30 protein-coding genes are annotated in these 24,846 nt (G+C 61.0%); 5 read left to right on the top strand and 25 right to left on the bottom strand.

What is annotated here, in order from left to right; translation table 11 throughout:
• Positions 1 to 204: 204 nt before the first annotated feature.
• The 12 genes from AC50X7_RS03245 to AC50X7_RS03190 form a co-directional block, all read right to left on the bottom strand.
• Positions 205 to 543, bottom strand: coding sequence for a hypothetical protein (locus tag AC50X7_RS03245; protein WP_494977721.1), 339 nt, complete (start codon positions 541 to 543; stop codon positions 205 to 207).
• Between the two features lie 102 nt (positions 544 to 645).
• On the bottom strand, positions 646 to 1,218 hold the full coding sequence (locus tag AC50X7_RS03240) for a phage tail tube protein (protein WP_494977720.1): 573 nt from the start codon (positions 1,216 to 1,218) through the stop codon (positions 646 to 648).
• Between the two features lie 62 nt (positions 1,219 to 1,280).
• Positions 1,281 to 1,703: a hypothetical protein gene (locus tag AC50X7_RS03235; RefSeq protein ID WP_494977719.1), complete on the bottom strand. Its 423-nt coding sequence runs from the start codon at positions 1,701 to 1,703 to the stop codon at positions 1,281 to 1,283.
• A complete protein-coding gene (locus tag AC50X7_RS03230) occupies positions 1,696 to 1,977 on the bottom strand; it encodes a hypothetical protein (RefSeq protein WP_494977718.1) in 282 nt (93 codons plus the stop codon). Before AC50X7_RS03230 ends, AC50X7_RS03235 begins: the two co-directional genes overlap by 8 nt.
• Complete coding sequence (locus tag AC50X7_RS03225; protein ID WP_494977717.1) at positions 1,977 to 2,327, bottom strand: hypothetical protein; 351 nt, start codon at positions 2,325 to 2,327, stop codon at positions 1,977 to 1,979. Before AC50X7_RS03225 ends, AC50X7_RS03230 begins: the two co-directional genes overlap by 1 nt.
• Positions 2,305 to 2,763, bottom strand: coding sequence for a hypothetical protein (locus AC50X7_RS03220; protein WP_494977716.1), 459 nt, complete (start codon positions 2,761 to 2,763; stop codon positions 2,305 to 2,307). The genes AC50X7_RS03225 and AC50X7_RS03220 overlap by 23 nt, the downstream gene beginning before the upstream one ends.
• Before the next feature lie 126 nt (positions 2,764 to 2,889).
• Entirely contained in the window at positions 2,890 to 3,816 is a 927-nt protein-coding gene (locus tag AC50X7_RS03215; protein ID WP_494977715.1) for a phage major capsid protein, read from the bottom strand.
• 27 nt (positions 3,817 to 3,843) lie between these two features.
• Positions 3,844 to 4,401, bottom strand: coding sequence for a hypothetical protein (locus tag AC50X7_RS03210; protein ID WP_494977714.1), 558 nt, complete (start codon positions 4,399 to 4,401; stop codon positions 3,844 to 3,846).
• A gap of 70 nt (positions 4,402 to 4,471) precedes the next feature.
• The gene (locus tag AC50X7_RS03205) at positions 4,472 to 5,668 is read right to left on the bottom strand and encodes a phage portal protein (protein ID WP_494977713.1); all 1,197 of its coding nucleotides are present in this window, start codon (positions 5,666 to 5,668) and stop codon (positions 4,472 to 4,474) included.
• Between the two features lie 132 nt (positions 5,669 to 5,800).
• Complete coding sequence (locus AC50X7_RS03200) at positions 5,801 to 7,192, bottom strand: terminase large subunit domain-containing protein (RefSeq protein WP_494977712.1); 1,392 nt, start codon at positions 7,190 to 7,192, stop codon at positions 5,801 to 5,803.
• 52 nt (positions 7,193 to 7,244) lie between these two features.
• On the bottom strand, positions 7,245 to 7,724 hold the full coding sequence (locus AC50X7_RS03195; protein WP_494977711.1) for a hypothetical protein: 480 nt from the start codon (positions 7,722 to 7,724) through the stop codon (positions 7,245 to 7,247).
• Between the two features lie 222 nt (positions 7,725 to 7,946).
• Positions 7,947 to 8,213, bottom strand: coding sequence for an HNH endonuclease (locus tag AC50X7_RS03190; RefSeq protein ID WP_494977710.1), 267 nt, complete (start codon positions 8,211 to 8,213; stop codon positions 7,947 to 7,949).
• A 224-nt stretch (positions 8,214 to 8,437) separates the two neighbouring features.
• Here AC50X7_RS03190 and AC50X7_RS03185 point away from each other — a divergent pair, with 224 nt between their 5' ends.
• Positions 8,438 to 9,442, top strand: coding sequence for an ATP-binding protein (locus AC50X7_RS03185; protein WP_494977709.1), 1,005 nt, complete (start codon positions 8,438 to 8,440; stop codon positions 9,440 to 9,442).
• Between the two features lie 112 nt (positions 9,443 to 9,554).
• Here AC50X7_RS03185 and AC50X7_RS03180 read toward each other — a convergent pair whose 3' ends face one another.
• The 7 genes from AC50X7_RS03180 to AC50X7_RS03150 form a co-directional block, all read right to left on the bottom strand.
• Positions 9,555 to 9,995, bottom strand: a complete 441-nt coding sequence (locus AC50X7_RS03180; RefSeq protein ID WP_494977708.1) for a hypothetical protein — start codon at positions 9,993 to 9,995, stop codon at positions 9,555 to 9,557.
• The gene (locus tag AC50X7_RS03175; RefSeq protein ID WP_494977707.1) at positions 9,992 to 10,594 is read right to left on the bottom strand and encodes a DUF7340 domain-containing protein; all 603 of its coding nucleotides are present in this window, start codon (positions 10,592 to 10,594) and stop codon (positions 9,992 to 9,994) included. The genes AC50X7_RS03180 and AC50X7_RS03175 overlap by 4 nt, the downstream gene beginning before the upstream one ends.
• Before the next feature lie 53 nt (positions 10,595 to 10,647).
• Positions 10,648 to 11,949 carry a replicative DNA helicase gene (locus tag AC50X7_RS03170; RefSeq protein ID WP_494977706.1) on the bottom strand — a complete coding sequence of 434 codons (1,302 nt, stop codon included), beginning with the start codon at positions 11,947 to 11,949 and terminating at the stop codon, positions 10,648 to 10,650.
• On the bottom strand, positions 11,946 to 12,992 hold the full coding sequence (locus AC50X7_RS03165) for a phage replication protein O (protein WP_494977705.1): 1,047 nt from the start codon (positions 12,990 to 12,992) through the stop codon (positions 11,946 to 11,948). The genes AC50X7_RS03170 and AC50X7_RS03165 overlap by 4 nt, the downstream gene beginning before the upstream one ends.
• On the bottom strand, positions 12,982 to 13,404 hold the full coding sequence (locus tag AC50X7_RS03160; RefSeq protein ID WP_494977704.1) for a hypothetical protein: 423 nt from the start codon (positions 13,402 to 13,404) through the stop codon (positions 12,982 to 12,984). The genes AC50X7_RS03165 and AC50X7_RS03160 overlap by 11 nt, the downstream gene beginning before the upstream one ends.
• Positions 13,405 to 13,492: 88 nt before the next feature.
• Positions 13,493 to 13,807, bottom strand: coding sequence for a hypothetical protein (locus AC50X7_RS03155; protein WP_494977703.1), 315 nt, complete (start codon positions 13,805 to 13,807; stop codon positions 13,493 to 13,495).
• Between the two features lie 272 nt (positions 13,808 to 14,079).
• Positions 14,080 to 14,268 (bottom strand): helix-turn-helix transcriptional regulator, encoded by a 189-nt coding sequence (locus AC50X7_RS03150; protein ID WP_494977702.1) that lies wholly within the window; start codon positions 14,266 to 14,268, stop codon positions 14,080 to 14,082.
• 105 nt (positions 14,269 to 14,373) lie between these two features.
• Here AC50X7_RS03150 and AC50X7_RS03145 point away from each other — a divergent pair, with 105 nt between their 5' ends.
• Positions 14,374 to 14,949 carry a helix-turn-helix domain-containing protein gene (locus AC50X7_RS03145; RefSeq protein ID WP_494977701.1) on the top strand — a complete coding sequence of 192 codons (576 nt, stop codon included), beginning with the start codon at positions 14,374 to 14,376 and terminating at the stop codon, positions 14,947 to 14,949.
• Entirely contained in the window at positions 14,924 to 15,991 is a 1,068-nt protein-coding gene (locus AC50X7_RS03140) for a tyrosine-type recombinase/integrase (protein ID WP_494977700.1), read from the top strand. Before AC50X7_RS03145 ends, AC50X7_RS03140 begins: the two co-directional genes overlap by 26 nt.
• A gap of 956 nt (positions 15,992 to 16,947) precedes the next feature.
• Here AC50X7_RS03140 and glnA read toward each other — a convergent pair.
• Positions 16,948 to 18,372 (bottom strand): type I glutamate--ammonia ligase, encoded by a 1,425-nt coding sequence (gene glnA / locus AC50X7_RS03135; RefSeq protein ID WP_494977699.1) that lies wholly within the window; start codon positions 18,370 to 18,372, stop codon positions 16,948 to 16,950.
• Positions 18,373 to 18,648: 276 nt separating this feature from the next.
• Here glnA and AC50X7_RS03130 point away from each other — a divergent pair, with 276 nt between their 5' ends.
• Entirely contained in the window at positions 18,649 to 19,086 is a 438-nt protein-coding gene (locus tag AC50X7_RS03130; RefSeq protein WP_494977698.1) for an RDD family protein, read from the top strand.
• A gap of 6 nt (positions 19,087 to 19,092) precedes the next feature.
• On the opposite strand, the gene AC50X7_RS03125 is transcribed toward AC50X7_RS03130, so the two are convergent.
• The 4 genes from AC50X7_RS03125 to lipB all read right to left on the bottom strand — a co-directional run bounded on the left by AC50X7_RS03125 (position 19,093) and on the right by lipB (position 22,076).
• Complete coding sequence (locus tag AC50X7_RS03125) at positions 19,093 to 19,449, bottom strand: DUF3817 domain-containing protein (protein ID WP_494977830.1); 357 nt, start codon at positions 19,447 to 19,449, stop codon at positions 19,093 to 19,095.
• Between the two features lie 115 nt (positions 19,450 to 19,564).
• Positions 19,565 to 20,317 carry a DUF4191 domain-containing protein gene (locus AC50X7_RS03120; RefSeq protein ID WP_494977697.1) on the bottom strand — a complete coding sequence of 251 codons (753 nt, stop codon included), beginning with the start codon at positions 20,315 to 20,317 and terminating at the stop codon, positions 19,565 to 19,567.
• 86 nt (positions 20,318 to 20,403) lie between these two features.
• The gene (gene lipA, locus AC50X7_RS03115; RefSeq protein WP_494977696.1) at positions 20,404 to 21,411 is read right to left on the bottom strand and encodes a lipoyl synthase; all 1,008 of its coding nucleotides are present in this window, start codon (positions 21,409 to 21,411) and stop codon (positions 20,404 to 20,406) included.
• Positions 21,408 to 22,076: a lipoyl(octanoyl) transferase LipB gene (lipB, locus tag AC50X7_RS03110; RefSeq protein ID WP_494977695.1), complete on the bottom strand. Its 669-nt coding sequence runs from the start codon at positions 22,074 to 22,076 to the stop codon at positions 21,408 to 21,410. Before lipB ends, lipA begins: the two co-directional genes overlap by 4 nt.
• A gap of 139 nt (positions 22,077 to 22,215) precedes the next feature.
• On the opposite strand from lipB, the gene AC50X7_RS03105 reads away from it, so the two are divergent.
• Positions 22,216 to 23,874 (top strand): serine/threonine-protein kinase, encoded by a 1,659-nt coding sequence (locus AC50X7_RS03105; RefSeq protein ID WP_494977694.1) that lies wholly within the window; start codon positions 22,216 to 22,218, stop codon positions 23,872 to 23,874.
• Positions 23,875 to 23,917: 43 nt separating this feature from the next.
• On the opposite strand, the gene AC50X7_RS03100 is transcribed toward AC50X7_RS03105, so the two are convergent.
• On the bottom strand, positions 23,918 to 24,811 hold the full coding sequence (locus AC50X7_RS03100; RefSeq protein WP_494977693.1) for a TIGR01777 family oxidoreductase: 894 nt from the start codon (positions 24,809 to 24,811) through the stop codon (positions 23,918 to 23,920).
• Positions 24,812 to 24,846 lie beyond the last annotated feature (35 nt).

Genomic DNA, 24,846 nt, shown 5'->3' with positions numbered 1-24,846 from the left:
ACGTAGCGCTTATCACCCGCGCCAATAGACCGGCCGTGTACATCTCATGGCGATCCATGGGGTATGCCCATTTGTTCACCGCCGCGAACAGGTGGGAGCCCATGTCCAACAGAAGTTGCTCTACAAGGTCCACGGCTTCCCAAACGGGGACGCTCTGGCCGATGTCTTCTATCGACAGGCTGAAGCGCGCCCGGAAGTCGTACGCTACTGCGGCGCGGTGTCCGTCGAGGACTCGACAGAGCCACCAGATTTTCCCAGGCTGACCTGCATCTTCCGAGCCAGCGCTTCCCCGTACTCCGTAAGGATTTCGGTGGCTTCCTCAGCGTCCAGCTCGTCGATGGCCGCGTTCTGCTCGTCGTTGAAGAGAGACATGAACAGCACGAACTCATCGAACTGCGTCTTCGGCTCTTCGGCCATCAACTTACGGACAATGCCAAATTTCACAGACAACGGAAGGGACAGCTCGCCGTTCTCGGTCTGGCACTTCAAGGTGCTCTCCACAACCAGGAACTTGGGCTTGGGCGCAGGGGTCTTTGCAGTCATGGGGGTGTCTCGCATTCTGATGGGTACGTGATGGGTTGACTGTGCCCGCGTGACCACCCATCACAGGATCACGCGGGCACAGGAATAAGGAGCCGGGGAAGGCTACGGGGTGACGGGAATCAGCCACTCGCCAATGTGGTCATTTGCCAGGTCCGGGGAACGATCGATCTTGTAGACCACCGTGTAGCCGAGGACGGAGCCGCGTTCGGACTTGTCTTCCGAGACGGACTCAATGCTGACGTTCGCGGCCACGCGGCGCCGGATGAGGCCGTTCTTGAAGATTTCCTCCGTGAACACCACGTATTTGGCGCTGGTGCCGCCGCCGTCGATGGTGATGTAGCCGTTCGCGTCGGCGGTCTTGCCGCGGATGATGCCGCGAACGGTTTCGTCCGTCTGCGCGTACTTCACGGTCAGCGTCACATTGGCGAGGCCGGAAGGAATCGAGAAGCCTTCCTGCCAGAACACAATCGGGTCGCCGTCCGCCTCCATGGACCACTCAAAGCCGCCATCCTCCGTCAGGAGGCCGGGGAGCTTGAAGGCGACAGGGAGGGTGTAGGAATCGGCACCGCCTTCAACCGGAGTGGGCACAGCGGTGCCGAACGGCGCTACGCCCATGTGTCCGGTTACCGGTACGCCTACTGCGGCTACGTCGTTACCAAGGCTGTCTGCGGGCATGTTTCCTCCAAAGAAGAAGCCGCCCGCAGAAGCGAACGGCTGGAATGAATTTGATTAGGGGGTTAGGTGAACGCGCTGCCCGTTACAGACAGTTCGAACGTCATGTACCGGCTGGGGTAGCCGGTATCGTCGGTGATTTTGTAGGGGCCGTTAGCGTCCAGGACCGCGGCTACCGGGTTGCCGGGAGCGACACGGGCTGAACCCTCCATGAGTGCGAATACCAGCAAGGCTAGGTCCGTTGCCTGCACCTTGTTGAAGGAGTCAGAACCCAAAACCGTGATACCCACAGTGGGTGACTTCGTGACGATGCTCGAGCGTGGCCCGCTGTCGTCCCGGACGATGACCTGCCACGCCGGCCGGGCCTTGTCTGGCGGGGAGAACTCGTTAGAGATGAACCCGCCATTCTTGCCCCGCGCCGCCAGTTCCGTCCGGAGGAACCCCGTCAGGAACAGCTCAAGGTCAGAGAAGATAACGCGGCTAGCCACTCTTCTTCACCTGATTCAGCGCCCGGGCAAGGTTGCCGGTTTTGGACTCAATGAGCATCGTCTTCCAGTCGTCAGCAACCACCAGCGCCGCGTTCCTGCGGCTGCGAGCCACAACTTCCACATGGATGGCGCCGGCATAGTCGCCGCTGTCCCGCGGGGCCGTTGAGCGGGCGATACGAGCAACCTCTTCAGCCTTCTGCGTGCAAAGCTGAGTAACGCCCGGGTCCCTGCCCAACTGCTCAAAGAAGGCATCTTCAATCTTGACTTCAGACATCAGCCCGCCGCCTTCCTTATAGCGAACTCAGAACCAGGATTCCAACCAGTCAGCGGGTTCACACTGTCCATCAGTTCGCCTTGCACATCCCACAGGCCAGAGCGGGCACGGATCCTGTCAGCCGGAAGAATGTCCTCCCCCGGCCCGCAATAGATACTCATCTGCGTGATGACCTGGGAACGTGAGTCATTCACCGGCTCCACTGTGGAGGACGGGGCAATCGCAACGCCCTCCACAGTCAGCGTGTCCGGGTCAGACCAGTCCCCAAGCGTCAACTCTTCCGAGTACGGGTCAAGGACCATCTTCCGGCGCTCACGGACAACCGTTTCACCATTCGTCAGTGGAAACATGGTCCCTCCCGATGGCGTCATTGGCGATCACGTCAAGGTCTTCGCTCACATAGGAGCTCACCCGGTTGTTCAGGCGGATGTGGTCCGGGGCGGGCGTCCGGTAAGTCCGGGTACCGCCCATCCCGGTCACTTCGTCCATTTCGTCAACTTCCGACTGCAGGAACCAGCCACCCAGGGCGCTGGCAGCGTTCCAGCGGACGTTGAACGGGCCGGCGCCCTCTGAGTCAACCATCTGCTTAGCCTTGTCCAGCCGCCGCTGCACAGCATCAGCGACATAGACAAGGAACAGCGGTTCGATAGCGAGCGTCAGGGCATCGCCGTACCTGTTGTTCAGGTGAACGGCGATGCCCTTCAGCCAGCCCTCAACTCTTGGCGCTTGCCCTGCGGGTACGGGTTTTGGCAGGAGCGGATTCACCTTCGCCAGAGTCAGATCCATTGCTGCCCTCTTCCTTGACGTTCACGGTCTGCTTCCAGCCGTGTTCCTCGTAGTAGGAGGCAACTGCTGAATTGACGACGAGTTTCCGCTTACTTTCCGGGTGTGTCAGGTCAACGTTTGCCATGGTTACGGTGCCACCGGAGCCGCGGTGATGGCAGAAACGGGCGAAACGCGCTCACCGTCAGAGCCAACAACGTCAGCCAGCGTGTAGGCGTAGCGGGCACGGAAACGCAGGGCAACCTGATCGTTTTCAGCCAGGTTCACGCCGCCGATGGTGGCTTCTGTCAGGAACTTCACCTGAATGTCGGTGCGGACACCGATCAGCACCGAAGAAGAGTCCGCGACGAGGCCGAGAGCCTTCGCACGGTCCCATGCGCCGTTCTTGTTCCAGTAGGCGTCAAGGCCGGCCACGTTGTCCACGGACCCGGGAGCCGAAGACAGGGACGGCAGGTAGATCGGGGTGCCGTCCGTGTTGCGGAGGTTGGCGAGTTTGAACTTGAATCCACCGCGGGCAAGGAAAGCGTCCGGGTTGGCGCCGGAATCATCCACAGACTCAGCAGCCTGGAAGATGGAGCCAACAAGGTCATCCTCGCCAGCGCCGATCTGGTAGACCTGACCGGCTGCGGTAGCGGCGGCGAACAGGTCCGGGGAGGTCCACGCGGCAGGCTTGTCGTCACCGAAGAGAACAGCCGCGTCCAGGGTGCGGCCGACAGCCTCACCGCCGAGCGCTGCAGCGTTTGCCAGGAGGTCGTCAGTGGCGTCCTCGAGGTCTTCCTCATTCAGAACGATGATGGCCGCGATTTCCTGCGCCGTCAGAACCTTGTTCTCGAAGGAGAACTTGGTGTTCGGCTTGGTGCGGGTGCCGGCGCTCTCGCCTACGAAGGACGCAGTGGGTCGGGTAGCGAGGGCAGGCATGTTCTGAACCTTCGCGCCCATGGGGACGGTGGTGAAGGCAGACAGGACGGTAGAAGTGGCCGTTGCCCGGTTCAGAAGAGTCTGGCTGTACTCTTCCTCGATCAGGGCGGCGATGTCAGCACGGGTAATCGGTGCCATGGTAGTTCTCCTTCAAGAACAGAGGGATTAGCGGGCGCCGCTGAATTCGCGGAGCGCCGCAGCCGCACGGGACTTCCCCGCGGGCTTATTGGTTTCAGTCGATTCGGAACCAGACTTGGGCTTGGGACGGGTGGCAACCTTGCGGGCGGTGTCGCCCTTCAGCAGGTACGGCTTGTCCTTGGCGATCTGCTCGAGACGTTCCTTGATTGCCTTCGCATCAGGTCCGTCGTCGGCAATCTCAAACTTGGAGATGTCGCCGTATAGGGCAATGGCGTCCTGCGGGTCAGCGAAGCCGAGAGTCGCGGCCGTAGCCTTGATTTCAGAGCTCACAATCCGCGTGGTGAACTTGCCCGCGACTTCGTTGGCGCCCTCGAGCTTGGCGGCATCAATTGCTTTCTGCTGCTCAGACTTGGAGGATTCCTTGAACGCCTTCAGGTCGTCGTAGTCGGCAAAGCCTGACTTCACGCGTGCTACACGGTCCTGAACGATGCGGTCTACGTCTGCCTGGGTGAAAGTCTTCTCAGACTGCCCTTCAGTGCCCTGCTGTTCGCCGTTGCCGGCGTTTTCGGGTGCGCCTTCACTCATGCTGGTTCCTTCTTCCGTGAATCCGTCGATATGACCGGCGATTTAGACAGCCGCCGTGACTGCATCCCCGCTATTCGGGTAGTTCTTGCTGCTGCAAGGCGTTGAAGCCCTGCAGGGTCTTTTGGGTGTTCGCCTGAACTGCCGCCTGCAGCCCATGGGTGCGGGCATAATCGGCGGCTTCCATCGCGTCCGTCTTCGTCCAGCCCGGGATGAGAGCAAAAAGCATCTCGAGGGGAGCGTTGACGGTCTTGAGCTTCACAACCGCGTCACTGATCTGAGCCAAGGAGCGCGTTGAAGTGTCCGCCCAATGAACCTGAGAGGAAGTGTCGCCGGCCGCGGCTTCAAGGTTCAGGATCCCGGCCGCCTTCCGGAGGGAGAGCTCGTAACCCTCACCCATCACAACCTGATGGTCACGGATGTTCCGGAAGTAGCCTGATTCAGCCGCCGCGATGCCTTCAGCGGACATATTCACGATGGCGCCCAGCAGGTAATGAGGCGGAACCTGGCAAACAGCGGACAGGTGCTTGATGTGCGTATCCACCGCAGCAGCTACCTGGCCGATATCCGACGCCGGGAAGGAACCCCACCGCGTTTCCGGGTCCGACGAGTGCAGCAGCGAGTCAACAGACGGGCGAATCATCGCATTGCCGTCCGCGTCCGTAGCGATTTTCCCGCCAGACTGGTTCTTCTGCGGGAAAGCGCCGTACCGCTGCACCATCTGCAGGGTGAATGTAGCGTCAACAATCCGCTTGTACACCGGGATGCCCGGCTCAATGGAGGACTTCGGGAAGCCGTCCATAGCGAACTCGTTGGCGATCATCGTCACCGGGTTGATTTCCATCCCGTGTTCAAGGACGTCCAGCTTTTGGATGTTCTGCGGGGTACCGGTGATGGTGTACTGCGCTTCGTCGTCAAAGAAGTACCAGCGCTTGTCATTCACACGGTGAAGAACGTACTGCGGGGAGTCATCCCACGGGTCTTCCTTCGTGGAGAACGTCTGATGCGCCGAAAGAGGCCGCATCACAACGCCGTCACCCTCCGCAGGGAGGTCCAGCAGGTAGCCGTAGCCCAGCCCAATCACTTCACGATTCAGCGGGCCTTGACGGGCATCCATGCCGTTCCGCTGCCAAACTTCATCCCACACCTTTTCGTCGGTGTAGCCGTCGATGACGGTTCCTTGGGCGATGCAGTCACGTACGAACAGCAGCCAGGGTGAACGGGCTTTAGCCAGCAGGTCCCGATACTCGGTGTCCGCGTTCTCAGGCATCCAAGTCTTATTCAGACCGCCCTCAATACTCTTCTGCAACCACCGCAGCCGAGCCCACTCCGTGCGAGCCGGTTTGATCATCGTTTCCGTGATGAGAGCGGAAAGCTCAGTGCTACTTAGTGCCACACGCTCTCACCTGATTCCTGTTATGAGGCCTTCTTCTTTGGCCGGGTTAGCTTCGTTCTTCTTCACGCCCCAATGAGCGAGAGTGACGGACTGAATCTGAGTGATAGGTTCCTGCGGGTCTGACTGGTCCCAAGTCTCACCGCCCACCAAGGGGCGGGTAGTAGCGTTCTTGAGTGACTGCAGAAGGTCATCCTGCCCGCGGTGCAACACCAGGCCAGCGTTCACGGACTCAACCATCAGCCCGAACGCGCCAGCGACTTCACCAGCGTTCACACCCATGTACTTGATGCCGGCCATCGTAAGGTCAGTGAGGATCGGAGCGCAGTTCTTCTCATCCAGCACCACCAGCGCAGGCTTCAAGGACTCCAGAAGGGCCTTTAGTGCCCCGGGAACCCATAGAGTCTGCAATCGGGTGTCTCGTGTCTCCACAAAGATCCGTTCACCAGCCCGGGAAGCCGCTGAGATGGTCGCATAACCACCACCACGGCCGAGGCTGACAGCCAGCACCGGAGCGGGGCCGAGAGAGGCCAGAGAATCGCCGCTGTCGCCCCACACCTTCAGGTCAACCTCGTTGTGAATGACTTCCTGCTCAGCGCGACGCGCCGGCCACACACTGCAGCGCTCACGAGCGAAGTCCTGCTTGCCAGGGCTCTTATCCCGCTCGTACTGCTCCGCGATGGTTTCCGTACGGATGCGGATGTCTTTAGCCGGGTTGGATTCAGCCCAAACCTGATCGCTACCCAAATCGATGAGCTCCGCAAGGTCCGGATCCTCCGAACCAGTAGGGGACCACTCAGCCCAGCCCGTCCGGTTCGGGTCCGAAGAACGCCCACGGTCACGAACACCCTCGAAAACCTCAGATTCGTTGAGTCCGTCTTCGGGGACAGTGCCCGTGTAGAGCTCCTGCCGGTTCTGGATAGCTGACTGCGTGTAGGTCAGCGCGTTACGCGCCGGCACACTAAGTTCCTGGGCTTCGTCGTACACGATGATGTCCGCGGAGAACCCGCGGCCGGAGCTCTTGGAACGGGCAACGAACTTGATCCGGTTACCAAGGCTGGTCTGCCCGGGCGCCCGCTTCAGCAGAATCTCAGCCGTGTTGCCCTTGTAAATCTGCTCAACACGGTCATTCAGCCGCGGAACAGACTCAATGACGCCCCGGAGCCGGTCAAAGCCGTCCATTGCCGTCTTGAACTCGTGAGCCGTGTGCAGGATCGACTTACGGCGCCGGTCCAGCCTGGGAAACAGGAACAGGTGAGCGAGGTCGTAGGCAACTAGGATTTCGCCCTTGCCGTTCTGACGGGCCACAAGAGCCCCGAACTCCGTAGCAGCCCACTCGTTAGCCTCATTGACCGCAAACAGCGCATCAATAACGTACGACTGCCAGTCATCCAGAACCACGCCACACAGCTTCGCGAACTGGGAAACCTTCGGGCCTAGAGTACCAACAGCGCTAGGACGCTTCTCGATCCTTGGCCGTTGGGAACCCAACAACGTTTGAGACGTCACCGTTGAAGAACTCATCAAACGGGTCAGCCTCCTTCGCTCCACTGCTGCTCAAAGACTCGATTTCGGCCAGAAGTTCTGAATGCCGCTTGGACAGTGGCGCAAGCTTCGCCGGATCATCACCGGAGACGTAAGCAAGAGCGTCTTCCAGTAGTCCCAACTGCCAATAGAGGCGGTCTTCACGGGACTTGCCGGCCGCGGGTGTCTCAGGACGCTCCCGACGTTCACTGTCGAAGTCCTCCCAGCCCTCAAAGTCGTCAGGAGGGGCAGGAGACTGCTTCTTCGGCTTGCCAGCCTTGCGAGACTCGCGCTGCTCAGCAACACGCTCATCAGAAGCCCGCCTGCAAGCCTCATCAACCGGCTCATCGTTCTTCAGATGCCGCTTATACGCAGAGTAAGTGCCGCACGGGGCTTTAGGCCTAGCCATGCACTCACCTTCGTTCTGGTGTGAAGCTCAATTGGTGTGAAATCCCCGAAATGGTGCGCAGGAAAAAACGCCCAGACCAGGCGGGAGGTGGGCATCCGGTCAGCCCAAGGGGGGTACCCCCGGGGGTCATGCGTCCAGCGCGTAGTCATCCTGCGTCTGTTCCGCAGTCGTCAGACGGATGATGCCCTTCAGTGCCTCTAGGAGCTCGTCCATGGTGGCCTCCTACTGTGCTGGTCTGATGGTTGGTAGTGCGCTGTCTGACTTGATGCTGTTACATCTGCGGTGCATTGGGGCTAGCTCTTGCTTGTAGAGGTGACCGCCGTTGTTCACTGCGTCTGGGTGGTCGGCGGTGAAGGACATCGCATCAGTGGATGGGAGCGTGTAGTCGATGGGCTTACCGCACCATGAGCAGTCTTTGCCTTGGCGCCTCAGTGCTTTGGCTTTGCGCCTGTATGCGCGGTGGCCTTTGCCGTCACGGGTGCTTGCCATATAGCAACCTCCGTTGTCGCTTTACTCTCGTGTGACTTTTCGGTCTCTACCGCTGTAGAGGTTGCCAGCGCGGGGAACACTTGCGCTGGCAAGATCAGCCGGGGCGAGGCGGACAAGTTGCAGTCCACGCTGCTGCAACTGCTAGCTGGCGTCAGAAGCGGGCTGAGAGCTACTTGCCGACCACGGCTCCGATTAGCATCGGTTTAGTCGCGTAGACTCTCCAAATGCTTGAAGCCTTGCTGGAGATGAGAGTTTTGGGTGCGGTCGATGCCCTAAAGAAGGGACTCGAGGGAGAATCGGACTTTCTCGAATTCAAGTCCGCGTGGCCCGACGCTCTCAAGGAGAAGTTTGTTCGCCAGTTGGCCGGTAGTTTGAATAGGGCGGGCGGTGAAATGGTAATTCTTGTCATCGGCGTTGATGACAAGACGGGTAACTACACCAACTACTCTTCCCCGGACATTGCTCAGTGGTGGCCGAAGGTGCAAAGCGGTTTCGACCAGACCCCACCCGAACTTGCTCGCGACATAAACATCGACATTGGCGGAGGCGACATAGTTCGAGCTTTGGCTATTTCCAGCAATCGGGCGCCGTACGTCGTGAACACAGGCAAGGATCCGCAGACACGAGAAATACCCATTCGCGAAGGCGCCAGAACTCGGACAGCACACCGTGACGAGATTTTACGGATGTTGATACCGAGTGCTCGTATCCCACGGACGGAGTTGCTCGCTGCCAGCTTGACGCTGATCGAACGCTACCAGTACGGAGATCCATCTGACCCGGAGGATCCAGGTGGGGTTGTGCTTGAAGGACGGCTAAAAGTTTTCGTGGAACCTACTGACGACAGACCTGTGACGTTTGCGCGACACATGATGAGTGCGAATGCCGAATTTTCACCTGGGGGGCTGCGGATGCAATCCCCGGGTTGGGCTGTCAATCGAAACGGGGACACCGCATCCGGAATTGTCGAGACTGAGGACGGCTTCCGAGTCCTATTTCCGGGCGTGCTGAACGTGAAATTTTATGCCCAAGACGTAGCCTGGCCGAAGTTCAAGCCAACACTTGATCAGCAAGAGGTCGCCTTCACCGCATTCTTTAGGGTAAGCGGGGTAGACCGATCAGTAAGGATTAGCGCAAACCTAAAAAGAGATGATTCGCTTATACCATCGCCTAGCGGATCTATTGATCCTATGGCGTACTGGGGCTACAAGCTGACGGACGCCGGATAGGGAATCCTAATGATTCCGTATGACAAAGCCCCGGAGGGGGACTCCGGGGCTTCAACACGTTTTGGGTAGACCTTTGGCCTGTACTCTCAGTTTAACAGGTTTCTGCGGATACTTACAACGGTGTTCTTTGGTCGCCGATGGGTCCGCGTGCGGCACGCTCTTCTCGCCGCCGCCGTTGCCAGCCGGGGTGTTTGTAGCTTCCGTTGCCCCACCATGTGTCGCCGGCCATGGAGGTCTGGAAGGGGTTGCCGAGCCATTGTGGTGGCTTGGATGGGTTGGCTATTTCTTCGAGGCACTCGGTGCAGGCGCCGGCTTCTGTTGGTTTGAAGCTGAGGGGGACCACGACTTTGACGAGGGCGCCGCAGATGCCGGCTCTGTAGTCGTTGGTGTCTTCGATGAAGTAGGGGTCGGTCAGCCATGGTTCGGCGGCGGCGGGTCGTATGGCGTGGATTACGCCGGGGTCGTCGGGGATGACTGGGTATCTGTAGCGGCTGACCGGGTCTCGGGTGAGGCTATAGGCGGTCAGGCCGACCATGAGTCTGGGTGGGGTCATGCTGCCCGCCCGAGCGTGTTGGCGAGGTCGGTGATGGCTGAGCCTTCCCAGGTGGTGCCGCATGCCCCGCAGCGGGCTTCGCGTCGGCTTGCGGTGATGGCGGTGTTGCGGACATATTCGTCCTCGTCCCAGGTCCATGCGTGTGTCGCGGCGCAGGCGGGGCAGGCCCCTTGCACTTCGATGCGTGGAATGGGGCTGATGAGGCTTTCGATAGATGCCGCCCACTTGGCGGCAGTTTGCAGGCATCGCGCTGATTCCCGGCCCGTGGTGTCAGCGAGCGTAGCAACCGCCCACTTCTGAAGCTTAGTCTCCGGAAGCATGGTCGTGTCGTCTTTGCCCGAAAGGGCGATGTGCTTGGTTGAGAGGGTCTCGCGGATCTCGGACCAGAGCGTGACGGCGTTGATGGCGATAGGGGAGCGGGACCCAGTGGACTTGCCGCCAGCGGCGCGACGGTTTCCGGAGGCCTGTTCCTGCCGGATCTGGGTGAAAAGTGAGAGGACGGTCGGGTAGGTGACTTCGCCGGTGTGGGGGTCGGTGTGGGTGGTTTTGTGGTCTCGGGTGAGGCGGTGGACGGTAGCAGTGAGCTGCTGCTCGGTCATGGATGCTTCTCCTGGTGCAGTTATTGGTGCCATCGGGTATGAGGAGCGGGGGCTCATGCGATGCCGTAGCGGTAATCGTTGGGGCCGAGGGTCATGCTGTTGACGGATGCGAAGTGTGGGCGCCATGCGAGACGAATCTTGCCGGTTTCGCCGTGCCGGTTCTTCTCGATGATGAGTTCGATTTCGCCTTCCATCTCTTGGTCGTTGCGGTGCAGGAGGATGATGTTGTCTGCGTGGGCTTCGATGCCGCCGGATTCGCGGAGGTCCGCCATGTTGGGTCTGGTGTCTGCGCGTTGGGTTGATCCGCGGTTGACTTGTGCGAGGGCGAGGACGTGCGTGTCGAACTCTTTAGCGAGGTGCTTGCAGTCCTCGGCGATGCGGGCGACCTGCCGTTCTCGTTGCTCCCGTGTATCGGCAGGTGCCACGAGTTGGAGGTAGTCGATGATGATCAGCGGTACGGGTCCGCGGCGCTTCCAGGTGCGAACGGTTGCCCGGATTTGGGCCATGGTGGTCCGGGACAGTTCCTCGATGTAGACGGGCCACTCGGCGGATTTGGAGCGCAGCCGCGCGACCTTTGACCAGTCGCCTTCGGTTAGCTCGAAGGAGTTCAGGTGGTGGAGGTCTACACCCTCTGAGGCTGCCGTCATCCGTCCCACCACCTCGTGTTCCTTCATCTCCAGCGAGAAGAACCCAACCCCGTACTTGGCAGCCGCGACGGCAGCACAGCCCGCCACCAGTGACTTACCGACGGCGGGGCGTGCACCCATGATGGTGAGTTGGCCCGGGTGCCAGCCGCCATTAAACATTCGGTCCAGCTCAGACCAGCCGGTGGGGTAGGACTTGCCTTTGGGCGAGGACCAGAGATCCATGGCTGACTCGAGAGCGTCCGCGAACGTTCGGACCCGGATCCCGGTGGCCTCGTTGGCCGTGGCATCCAAGATGGCCCTCGCGTTGTCCAGGACCTGCTCCGTCTCGTCCCAACCGGATGTCTGGGACATCTGCTGCAGCTTCACCCCGACGTCAGCGAGCCTCCGCAGCCGGGCAAGGCCGGCAATGATGTTGGCGTGGTGCGGGACTGCACCACGGACCGGAGCAGCTTCCACGCACTCGTGCAGGTAGGTAGGTTCCAGCCCCGCAATAGGGGTTGTGACGAGCTTCTGGACAAGCGCTAGGGGTGTGACCGGCCGTGCGGCGCGGGACTCCGCGAGGATTAAGTCCCATAGGTGCTCATGCTGGGGCCGGTAGAAGTCCTCACCCTGCAGGTGGATGTCCTCCAGCGCTCGCTGGTACAGCATGACCGCGCCGAGCACTGCGCGTTCCGCTTCGATGTCCTGCCTTGGCGTCCTGTCGCTCATGCGGCCACCCCCAATTTCCTCTTGGCCTCTTCCAGACGCTCAGCTTGGTGTGCTGCGCGTTGTTGCTTCTTCCACTCGATCTCTTCGGCCAGGTCGAGTCCGCCCGGTGGTTTGCCCGGTGACCAGATGTCACGGCCGAGTACCTTTTCAACGTCGATTTCGCCGTGGAACCCCGCGCCCGGGGTTTTGGCTCCGACCCCGGCTTTGGCTTTCAGTTGGTCGAACTTCTCCCGGAGCTTTGACATGGACAGGATGTTGGACCGCCAGAACTCGTCACTCGTGGCCCAGCGGATCATCCATGCGACCTGCTCAGGTTTGTAGCCGTCCCGATCGAGAAGCAACCTGGCAGCGTCCCGGTTCTTTTTGGTCCTGGCCGGCTTCTTGAACCCATTGGCTTCGAGGCAGGAATCGAGCAGGTCGAGAAGCTCATCAACGTCGCGTCGGCGGATTTCGTCAGAAATCTCCGACGAAGAAATATCTTCTTTAGAAGATGTAGTTGTAGCTGTAGTAGTAGGCAGGGGTAACGCCTGGGCGCCGCTTGGGGTAACTCCAGGGGTAAACCCAAGGGTAAATTCAGCAATATCCGTACCCTTACCCTTGACCACGTTGAGCACCTTTTCTTGGCTAAACGCTGCCCATGTCGGGTGCTCAGCATGGAGGCGCTGGAGCTCATAGGTGACGATCTGGCTGATCCGTTTTGACGCGATGCTGCCATACGCGTTGACCATCGAAATTGAAAGCTTGGGCTGCTTGAGCAGCCCGTCGTGCCGAAGGAAGGAACGGATGAGTACTTCCTCCGTCTCCTCATCAACAAAGATGAAACGTGCATCCTGCAGGGCGGCAGCATCCTGCAGAAGATCCTCGACCGAGTCATCAGGCGACATCGCTGCCAGCCGTGCAGGACGCCAGTCAGCAACACCCGCGTAGTTCAGCGTCGGATGCGACAAGAGCATCATGTACAGGTACTTGGCTGACTTGGGTACGTCGCGCCAGTCCTGGTCCGCCCAGAGAGTGGTGCTGATGCTGGCCCGGTCACGCGCCATAAAGCTGTCCCTTCCCAAGCTCAGCGACTTCTGTTTCAGAGCGACCCAAAGCGGCAGCAATATGCTCTTCAGAGATCCCTGCGTCTCTAGCTGCAGCGATATATGCGAAAAGCGTGTGCTTACGCACGTGTGGGTCGTCCTTGGCCTGTTCCAGGAAATCCAGTGCGAGAAGCTGGCGCTGCAGCGAACCGGAGAACTGCCGGTCTTCAGAGAAATCCCATGTTGGGCGTGCATCTGAACATTCCGGGCAGCGAGGCAGATCAACACCGCACACTGTTGTTGCACGGACTCGTTTGGCGTCAATGTGTCGTCCGCAGTCAGTGCGGAGCGGGTCGCCCGTGCGGAGAAATCTGAAATATTCATGATCGGGCCAGGTGTGGCTGACGGAGTGGGGGTCGAAGAGCTGAACCATGATGTCCTAAAGGTTGTTCCAGTGGGGGTCGGTCATTCCGTGTGGTGCGGCCATGGGAGCTCATCCCCAGGGCCGCACCACAGGTTTTTCATCGAGCGAAGAGCTCGTGACCCGGGAGGTAACTACGACGGAGCAGTTCTGTCCATTGCGAGGACGACATGTCCTTTTTAGGGTTTTCGCTCTTAAGCCATGCTGTGTAGGCGGCGTCGGCCAGGACTTTGGGCCGCAGCTTGCCGGCACGGGCAAGCCGAAGGATCGTCTCGGCGTAACGCGAGTTGCTGACCTGAACGCGGAACTGTTCCAACTGGTCGGCGGTAACCCTGGTCTGCCCGTCGAAGATGCCGAGCCACCACGAAAAAGTGACATCAGAGGAATCAAAGGTTATTGTTGTTGACGAAGACATGATTAGTGTGAGACCTAACTGTTTTTGCTTACTTTTTCGGACGGATCGGGTTCTGCAAGTGCAAATTGCAGAGTTCGATCCATTTTTGTTTTTGTGCTGCCCTCGCTCGGCAGACTCTCGGACGTTGCCACTCTGAATGACCGTCGGAATTGGGTTCCGCCACTCAGCGGTTGGTGGTCCCCTGGCCATTGCACTGGTGCCGTTCAGTTGCCCGAACACCGTCACTGGCAGTGCGCGGTTGTTGGCGAAGCCCATGTGGTGAGCGAGCCCAACTACGCGACGTCCTCGAAGGCTTGATTTATGTAGAGCTCAATATCGGAATCGCGAAATAGACGCCGCCCGCCAATTTTGGCAGATCGTGGTGCTGAACCGTTATGGATCATCCAGCGCAATTGGGCTTCCGACTTACGGAGCCGCTCGGCCGTTTCCCTCAGCGTCAGTAGATTGACTGCAGCAGCCATTTCATTCCCCCTCGTTATAAGGATTCCTTGTTGCGAACCATCTGATTACATTATGACCATTGAATCTTGTTGTCGTCAACTACGGAACCTTGTAGTGTGTGGGCTATGGCAACTAGGGATGAGCAAATCGGCCAGAACATTGTTCGACTGCGAGGAGACCGATCCCAGCAATGGGTCGCGAACCGCATGCGAGAAAATGGCTGGAAATGGGCGCAAGCGACGGCATGGAATGTAGAAAGAGGCGAGCGGCCTTTGCGCCTCGCTGAAGCAGAAGACCTCGCGCGGGTTCTTGAGGTCAGCCTTGAGCGGATCCTTCAAGCGCCAGAGACGTTGGGGCATGAGGAGCAGCTTCAGATGTGGGCCAAAGACATCGATACGTCCTTCCTCAAAATTGCTGACCTAACTGAGGAACTGCTTGGGCAGCAGGAGTTCTTGGGGTATGTCATTCAGGACCTGCCCGAAAGCATGGACAGTTCGAACTACTGGGTAGACCTCGCCATGAAAGCGCGGCTTAAGACTCCCGAGAAGGCTGTTCTAAGAGGTCGCTCAGAGCATGCGGCACAATCCAGGGGCTTGAACACGACAGATCTTATCGCCGAGTTCGGCTCTATTGAGGAGTGGTTCGGTCAAGTCGCCAGTGCATCGGAGGTCAAGAATGGCGAGCATCCAGAAGAGGCCTGACGGGCGATGGCGGGCCCGCTACCGGGATCAAGCGGGCAAGGAACACGCCAGGCATTTTGCCCGGAAGATTGACGGTAAGAAGTGGCTTGATGAGGTCACGGCCACTGTCGTCACCGGTACTTACGTCGATCCGAAAACAGCGCAAACTACTTTGCAGCAGTGGTCGGAGGTCTGGCTGCGCGGTTACGAGAACAACAGGCCCTCTACTGTTCGTCAGGCGCGAACGCATCTGAAGCGGATCAACGAGGCATTTGGGCCTCGTGCTCTAAACAGCATCCGTCCGTCCGAGGTTAGGGCTTGGACTGCCAGCCTCAGCGCTGAGGGATTGGCTGATTCAACTGTCTACGCTCTGCATTCCCGGCTCGGGCAGCTATTCGGCGATGCAGTACATGACGGACTCTTGCCGAAGTCTCCCCTGAGCCGACGCACGGCGCCTAAGGCTGGCAAGCAACGGCCATATGTTGCCACTACTGAACAGGTATGGGCATTGCACGATGCGATGCCGCCAGGCCAGCAACCCGCGGTGCTGCTGGCTGCCTTTGCTGGGCTGCGCATTGCTGAAGCCGTTGCTTTGCGAGTGGAAGACGTGGATTTCATGCGGGGGATCATTTCGCCCGCCATTCAGTATCTCGGCGTAGAGCTCAAAACGGAGGAGTCACGGACACCCATACCAATTCCTCAGAACCTATGCCTCGAATTGTCCGTCAACCATACGCGATGGGGGAGCGAGACCATTGTGACGAATGAGTGGGGTCGGGCTATGTCGCCGCATAGGTTGGAGCACTATTTCCGGGAAGCTAGGGCTACGGTCAAAGATCTGCCGGAGGGGTTCAGGTTCCATGACCTCAGGCATTACTTCGCGTCGCTGTTGATCGCCCAAGGTCTTGACGTGAAGGTGGTCCAGAAAAGCTTGAGGCACTCGTCTGCAAAAACCACCCTCGACACCTACGGTCACATGTGGCCGGATAAGGAGGAAAGCGCCAGGCGTGCAATTGCGGACGTCATTGACGGGCGCAGGAGCATCCCTGCTAAGCAAGCGTAGGACCTCTGCGAAAGGGCTGGGCCCCTACTTGTTCTCATCCGGATGGGCAAACAAGTAGTTTGCTCCAACGGTGTCCATCACCTTGAACTTGTCGAACAGTAATAGATATAGACGCTTGTACTCGTTTGTCCTCGCTGAAACCTGAATGCATGTGTTCCCGTAGTCGTTTGTGAATAACTCGCCATAGTGCATGTGCAAGCCGGGACCATCTGGGGTAGAAGTCAGCGCAGACAGTGTGACTACGGGTCGTCTACTTGGGCAAGCGCCTGGCTTGTGAACTGTAGAAGGAGCCTTGCGTCGCGGCTTCAAAAGTCGAATGTCGGTTATCAACAGCCGCCATCGCCGCATCAGCGGCCTGAAACTTAAGGTTACGTACGAGGCCAAGGTAGTTACTGCGCTTACCGCTAACAACCAAACAACCAAGGAGGCACCTGCCCGCACAATGGAACTGGGACCAGATGCCGTCGCAGCAATTACGGAGAATATAGCCAGCATGACGAGAACAGTGCCCGCTAGCAACAACAGCTTGGTACGCAGAGTCTTCGTTTCTGCGGCGAGGTGCGTCTTTCTGTTGTTGTCGGTGTAGACATCCCCGAACGCACGAAAGGCCAGAGACACAAGCGCGTATGTAGGCCACTGCAGTACGAGAAGAAGCCGACGAGCCCAAACGTAGTCTTTCAATGCTGGGCTAAAACCTCTGGCGAGCACCCATGCAAGTTTAGGGATGTCGCCAAGTGTGGCCGGAATCGGCGTCAGTTCCTGCTTGGCTGTTTCTGTCGCCAATATGTCCCCCCAAATTTGCGTTCCTCTAGTGATGGCTGCCTTGATCCCGTAAGGCTGGTAGTTCCTGATGTAGACAGAGGGACCCAAGCGATAGCTTGGGTCCCTCTGTCTTTTGCAATCGTCGCTTTTGCGGACTGTGTGCGGACTATGCCCGTTTCTGCCGCATGATCTAGCTAGACGCCGTAGTAGAGCTCGAACTCGTAGGGGTTCGGACGCAGCGACAGGGGACGGATCTCGTTCTCGTACTTGTACTCGATCCAGGTGTCGATGAGGTCCTGGGTGAACACGCCGCCGGCCTGCAGGAACTCGTTGTCCGCGGCCAGGGCCTCCAGGGCCTCCTCGAGGGTGCCCGGAGCCTTCGGGATGTCCTTGGCTTCCTCGGCGGGGAGCTCGTAGAGGTCCTTGTCGATCGGTGCCGGCGGTTCGATGCGGTTGCGGATGCCGTCGATGCCGGCCATCAGCTGGGCAGCGAATGCCAGGTACGGGTTGGAGGAGGGGTCCGGCGCGCGGAACTCGATGCGCTTTGCCTTGGGGTTGGTGCCCGTGATGGGGATACGGATACCGGCGGAGCGGTTGCCCTGCGAGTAAACCATGTTGACCGGAGCTTCGAAGCCCTTGACCAGCCGGCGGTAGGAGTTCACCGTCGGGTTGGTGAATGCCAGGACAGCGTCGGCGTGCTTCAGCAGGCCGCCGATGTACCAGCGGGCGGTGTCGGACAGGCCGGCGTAGCCCTTCTCGTCGTAGAACAGCGGCTCGCCGTTGCTCCACAGCGACTGGTGGCAGTGCATGCCCGAGCCGTTGTCACCGAAGACCGGCTTCGGCATGAAGGTCACTGACTTGCCCCAGGCGTCTGCCGTGTTCTTGATGACGTACTTGAACTTCTGCAGGTCATCGGCAGCGTGGGTCAGGGTGGTGAACTTGTAGTTGATCTCGGCCTGGCCGGCGGAGCCAACTTCGTGGTGGCTGCGCTCGACCTCGAGGCCGGCTTCGTCCAGGGCGACACACATGGCGTCGCGCAGGTCGGCCTGCTTGTCGGTGGGGGAGACCGGGAAGTAACCGCCCTTGACGGGGGTCTTGTAACCGAGGTTTCCGCCCTCTTCCTCGCGGCCGGTGTTCCAGTGTGCTTCCTCGGAATCGATCTTGTAGAAGCTGCCCTGCGGGGAGGACTGGTACTGGACGTTGTCGAACACGAAGAACTCTGCTTCGGGAGCGAAGAAAGCGGTGTCTGCGATGCCGGTGGAGGCGAGGTAGGCTTCTGCCTTCTCAGCCACGCCGCGGGGATCGCGGTGGTACGGATCGCCCGTACGGGGGTTGACGATGGAGAAGTTCAGCGCGAGGGTCTTCTCCATGCGGAAGGTGTCCAGGAACGCGGTGGTGACGTCAGGAATCAGCTGCATGTCGGATTCGGCGATGCCCTGAAAGCCGCGGATGGAGGATCCGTCGAAAAGCTGGCCGTTGATGAAGAAGTCGGCGTCAACGCTCTTGGCCGGCACATTGAAGTGCTGCTGGACACCCGGCAGGTCGGTGAAGCGGATATCGACGAACTTAATATCTTCGTCCTTGATGAACTTGAGGACTTCGTCCGCAGTCGTGAACATCTATGCTCCTAACGCATATGTAAATATCTGGCGTGAAAGCCATCTGATCCAGCGCAATCCGAAGGCAGGGAAAACGCAAGGTTTCCCTGCTGTGAGCACCTGCCGGGGGATTTGCTTGAAACTGCTAACAGCCTATGGACGCGGCATTTCCCGTCCGTGTCCACATTGTTTCGGGCAGGTTACAGAATGCCCTGTTAAGGCAACGCTATCTGCCGTCCAGACTGTGGTCTAACTGCTTCCACAGTGTGGGCGAACCGAACCCGGTAAACTTGGACGGTGGTAGATCGCAAAGATATTGGCTCCTGGCTCACCGGCCCCGACACCTCGGGCATTTCGAAGTATCCCGGTGAGAGGCTGGGGTTGCCGGAGTCCGGATCCGGCTCTATTGCCCGGGCCGGCCGCAGGATCATCGCGCTCATGATCGACTGGGCCATCGCCTTGCTGATCAGCAACTTCGCCTTCGCGGGCGACTCATGGGCTACCCTGGCGATCTTCGCCGTCGAACAGATCCTCCTGGTGGGCACGCTCGGCTACAGCATCGGGCACCGCGCCGCCGGCATTCACGTGGTGAAGGCCAGCGGGGGAGCGCCGGGGCCGCTCGCTGCGCTGGTGAGGTCGCTGCTGCTGTGCCTGGTGGTTCCCGCCGTCATCTTCGATCCGGACCACCGCGGCCTGCACGACAAAGCGATGGACACGCTGCTCCTGCGCCGCTAGTCCCCCTCAGACGCGGCTGGTTTCCCTGGCTGCCGGGATCCTGGCTGCAGTGGCCGCAAGGTACCCGCGTTTTCCCGCCCAGCGCTCGAACCAGAGCGTGGCAAAGGGGAAGACGGCGGAAAGGCCGGCGAACAGGGCCACCACGAAGGGCCAGCGCTGGAGCCGCCAAAGTGCAAGCGCGGCGATCCCGTAACCCACAAAGAGGGCGCCGTGGATGGGTCCTGCCACCTGAACGCCAATCTCCGTGGTGCCCGCAATCCACTTGAAGTACATGCCCGCCAGCAGCGCCGCCCAGCTGAACGCTTCTGCGATCGCGAGGATCCGGAAGGCGCGGAGGACGGCGTTCCTCACGGGAGATTCCATCTGGTCCTGTTGCAGCTTGTCCTGTTCCACTTTGTCCTGTCCTGTAGTCGGTGTGCAGCATTGGCCATAAAAAAGCCCCGGTCCCGGCAGGAGGCCGGAAACCGGGGCGTTTGCTCTAGCGTCCGCGGTTGGGGCGGGCTTTGTAGGGGTCGATGCCCTTGGGGATGGGGAGCTTGTTGCCCAGTGAGGCGATCCGCTTGGATACGGCATTCACCTCAAGCTTGGTCAGTTCCTTCTTCAGCTTGCCCATCCTTTTGGCCACCTGGCTGATGGGGACCTGGCCCTCGCCGCGGCCGCTTTCAATGACGTGCACGGTGACGTTGGGCAGGATGCGTGCCAGGCGCTTTCGCTCGGCGTCCAGCAGCGGCTTTACCCGGTGCGTGGGTCCTTCGCTGACCAGCACAACGCCGGGACGCCCAATGGCGCGGAACACGGCGTCCTGCGTGCGGGGATTCACGGCGACGGGCTGTTCCTCGGTGATCCAGCCGCGCCGCAGCGTTCCCAGGGCGGCGCCGGAAGCGCCGGGCTGGTTTTCGATTTGGGCGAAGGCTGCGCGTTCGGCGCGGCGGGAAAGAATCAGCGTGGCGCCCAAAAGACCCAGCGGGATGCCGATGATCAGGCCCGTGATCCAGTTTTCAAGCCAGAAGCCCACCAGGAAGCTGACAGCCACAACGCCGAGGAAAACCAGCAGCATAAGCCACGGAACCATGGGGTCGTGGCGGCGGGTCATGTTGAAGACCTCGCCGATCTGCTTCAGCCGGCTGGGCTTCTTGGCCTTTGCTTCTTTCGGCTTGCGGGAGAAGAGGCCACGCTTCACTGCGCTTGAGCCCGCCGGAGTGGGGTTGCTGGAATCAGGGGATTTCGCCATAGTGCCTCAATTCTACGTGACCAAAAGCGAAGGGCCGGCACCGGAGTTCTCCGGTGCCGGCCCTTCGGGGATGCAGCGTTTTTCGGTCAGGAGTGTGCCGCGAGCAGGGAGCTGGCTTCCTGGCGGGTGGTGCCGGAGGACTCGATGTGGGCGAGTTCTGCGGGGATTTCCCAGCCCTTCTTCCGCATCGCGGTGGCCCAGAGCCGGCCGGCGCGGTAGGAGGAGCGGACCAGCGGGCCACTCATGACCCCGAGGAAGCCGAGCTCGGTGGCCTCGTTCTGGAGGTCCACGAATTCCTGCGGCTTGACCCACCGGTCTACCGGCAGGTGCCGCTCGGACGGGCGCAGGTACTGGGTGATGGTAATCAGGTCACAACCGGCCTCGTGCAGGTCCTTGAGGGCTTCGGAGATTTCCTCGCGGGTTTCGCCCATGCCCAGGATCAGGTTGGACTTGGTGACCATGCCCAGGTTCCGGCCCTGGGTGATGACGTCAAGGGACCGTTCGTAGCGGAACGCGGGCCGGATCCGCTTGAAAATCCTGGGCACGGTTTCGACGTTGTGCGCGAACACCTCGGGTTTGGAGTCGCAGATCGCGGCGATGTGTTCGGGTTTGCCGGAGAAGTCCGGGATCAGCAGCTCCACTCCGGTGCCGGGGTTCAGTTCGTGGATCTTGCGGACCGTCTCGGCGTACAGCCACACGCCCTCGTCCTCGAGGTCGTCGCGGGCCACGCCGGTGACGGTGGCGTAGCGCAGCTGCATGGACTGCACGGACCGGGCCACCTTGGTGGGTTCGAACCGGTCCACCGGGGACGGTTTGCCGGTATCGATCTGGCAGAAATCACACCGGCGGGTGCACTCGGAGCCGCCGATCAGGAACGTGGCTTCCTTGTCCTCCCAGCACTCGAAGATGTTGGGGCAGCCGGCCTCCTCACACACCGTGTGCAGGCCTTCCTTTTTCACCAGGTTCTTGAGCTGGACGAACTCCGGGCCCATCTGGACCTTGGCCTTGATCCACTCCGGCTTGCGCTCCACCGGGACAGCAGAGTTGCGCTGTTCAACGCGCAAAAGCTTCCGGCCTTCAGGTGCCAATGTCACAGTAGAGCTCCTTCGGGGGTAGCGACCAGGGCGTCTGCATTCTTGTGCAGTTCTTCGGTGATTCTGGAAACGAGGTCAGCCGGGGCGACGTCATAACCGGTTTCCTGGGCGATTGTTGTTACGCCTGCATCGGTAATTCCGCAGGCAATGATCTGGGTGTACGGGGCGAGATCGTTGTTGCAGTTGATGGCGAACCCGTGCATGGTGACGCCTTCGTGGACCCGGATGCCAATGGCGGCAATTTTCCGGTCCGGGCCTTTTGCGTCCGCTGCGATCCAGACTCCCGCCCGGCCGGTGATCCGCACGGCCTGGATACCGTAGTCGGCAAGGACGTTGATGATGACCGACTCGAGGCGTTCGACGTAGTCGCGGATCCCTGCCCGGTTCTTCAGCTTGATGATGGGGTACCCCACGAGTTGGCCGGGTCCGTGCCAGGTAAGCTTGCCGCCACGGTCCACCGGGACCACCGGCGTGCCGTCAAACGGCCGCTCGTGGTCTTCGGTCCGTTTACCGGCCGTGTAGACCGGGGCGTGTTCGAGGAGGAGGACTGTGCTCGGGGCCTGTCCGGCGACGACGTTGTCGTGGAGTTCGCTCTGGATGGCCCAGCCGCGGGTGTAGTCGACGAAATCCGGGGCAAGACCCAGCTGTGAAAACTCAAGAGTCATGGGATCCAGCTTAGACCTTGGGCCGCCACGCGCCCGGTTTAGTGCTTAAGCTCACCGTGCGGTCCGGACCTGGTCCGGGCCGCCTCCGACCCTGTGGATAACTTCTGCACGCACAGCCGGATTCGACTAGACATAGGTCATGGAAGATTTGCAGGGGTTGACGGTCTCCGGTTATGCCGTTGGGCGGTTGCTGGGCCACGGCGGCAGCTCGTCGGTATGGCTGGTCACGGAGGAACGGAGCGGCCGGGAGTTTGCCCTGAAGTGCTTCCGCCCGGCCGCGCGCAGGTCGTCGCGGGGAGCAGCGATGAGTGCAGAAGGCATTCGACGCGAGATCCGCATCCTGTCCGTCCTCGATCATCCGCATCTCATCAAAGCCCACGACACTGTGGCACTGGCCCACGGCGCGGCAAGCCCCGCCGCGTTGATCATGGACTACGCACCGGGCGGGTCCCTTGCAGGCCTGATAGCTGCCAGGGGAAACCTCAGCGTGGGGGAAACAGTGACAGTGCTGACACCCATCTCCCAGGTCCTGGCGTACCTGCACGGCAAAGGGTTCACCCACGCCGACGTTTCACCGGGCAACGTCCTGTTCACCGGCCAGGGCAAGCCGATGCTGTCCGACGTCGGCATCGCCCGGATGCTGGGGGACCCGGCCTCAGGAGCCAACACAGGCACACCCGGGTTTATGGATCCCGCGCCGGTGGACGCAGTGCGGGCAGGCCTTCAACCTGAACGGGACGTCTATTCGGTGGCGGCTCTGGGCTGGTTCTGCCTCACCGGCGTGCCTCCACAGCGAACTGCGGACCGGCCGCCCCTGTCCATCCTGCTTCCTGGGGTCCCCAGGGAATTGGCCGCCGCCCTGGAGTCCGGGCTGAACGAGGACCGGCGGCTTCGGCCCACCGCGGCTTCCATGGCTACAGCCGTCTACCGGAGCGCGGCACCCCTGCCGCTGGACCTGGCGCCGGCGGTCCATCCCACAGTCCTGCCGGAACTGGTGACCCGCCTGCACGCGCCGTCAACTCCCCGCAGCGGGCTCGGCGAGAGGGTCCGCGGGCTGCGGCGCCGGCTTTCGACGTCGAAATGGTTGGGGCCGTTAGTTGCCCCGGGGATGCTGCCTTTTCCAGAGTCGAAGGTGGTCATGCCTGCAGCCCACCAGGAGGACCACGGGAGGGGGCGGCACGCCCAGCCGCGGGGTGGCCGGCAGCTGCGGAAAAGCGTTCTTGCCTGCGCAGCTGCAGCTGCAGTTGCTGCCGCCTGGTGGCTGTCCGGTGCCGCGGGCACGGCCACCGGACCGGGTTTGCCGTCCGGGGCTGCAGTTGCCGGCCCAGCTACCGCCCCGGTCACCGAAGCCCCTCCTGGCGGAACTGCCCGGCAGGCCGATGCGGTAGAGGCTGCGAGGCAGCAGGCGGCATCTCCCGATCCTGCCGTGGCCGTCCAGGGCATCGCACGGTTGAGGTCGCTGGCCTTCAGCACTGGAAAGCTGGAACTCCTTGATGAGGTGAACCAGCAGGGTTCTGGTGCGGCGGCAGCTGATCTCGGGATCAGCGGGCGGCTGCGGGAATCCGGCCACACCCTCTCCGGATTCTCCGCCACGCTGTTACACGTGCAGACGGAGGAGGCCAAAGCCGGGGCCCGCGCCGTGGTTGCTGTTACCTCAGCCTCGTCCGGATATGAGGAGAAGGATGACCAGGGCGCTGTGGTTGCAACCGGAGCAGCTGCCGGCGGGCAGCGGCTCCGCCTGGTGCTGGTCTCGGTCGACGGCAGGTGGCGGGTCAGTGAAATCCTTCCCGGCACCTGAGGCCGGGCTGGTCTCAAGGGCTGGTCCCAAGAAGGGGTGGCTCCTACCCCTTGCCGGCCACCCACTCCGCGGCCTGGGCGAGTGATGGATGCTGCCATGTAAAACCGGCAGACGACAGGCGAGCGGGCTCCATGCGCTGGCTGGCGAGCAGCAGTTCGTCGGCCAGATCGCGCATCACCAGGCGCAGTACCGGCGCCGGAACCCGCAGCACGGCCGGCCGGTGCAGAGCCTGGGCCAAAGCAGCCACCACGGCGTTCACGTCGGCGTCCTCGGGGGCGCAGAGGTTGACCGGCCCGCTCAGCGGGGACTCCAGCAGGAAGAGGAAAGCGGCAGATACATCCGGCAGGGTTACCCACGGCCAGTACTGGCGGCCGTTGCCAAAGGGGCCGCCAACACCCAGCCGGATAAGGGGGAGCAGTTTGCCCAGGGCGCCGCCGGAACGGCTGAGGACCACCCCGGTGCGCGTCACCACCACCCGTACACCGGGGGGAGCTGCCGCGGCTGCTGCCTCCCACTCCCCGCAGATACGGGCGAGTGTTCCCGCTCCCTGCGGCGCATTTTCCCGAAGCACCGTGTTGCCGGCGTCGCCGTAGTACCCGGAGCCGGACTGGCTGATGAAAACAGGGGGCGGAGAATCAAGCTGCTGCATGGCCTGCGTGAGCGTGCGGGTGGAGTCCACCCGAGAGCTGAAGAGCTCCTCAATGCGCCTGCGCGTCCATGGTCTGTCCCCGATGCCGGCTCCGGACAGATTAACGACGGCGTCGGCTGCGGTGAGCGCCGTCGGGTCCAGCTCGCCGGCGGCAGGGTTCCACCGTACTTCCGCCGCCGACGCCGGGTCCCGCCTTACCAGGGAAACAACGTCGTGGCCGGCACGGCGGAAGGTTGCCGACATGTGGGTCCCGATCAGCCCGGAGGCGCCGGCGATGACTATGCGCATGGGGTCCATCACACCACGGCGGGCGCGGCGGCGGC

The sequence above is a fragment of the Pseudarthrobacter sp. Hb11 genome (assembly GCF_059383655.1).
This window is presented reverse-complemented; position numbering and strand designations above follow the sequence as displayed.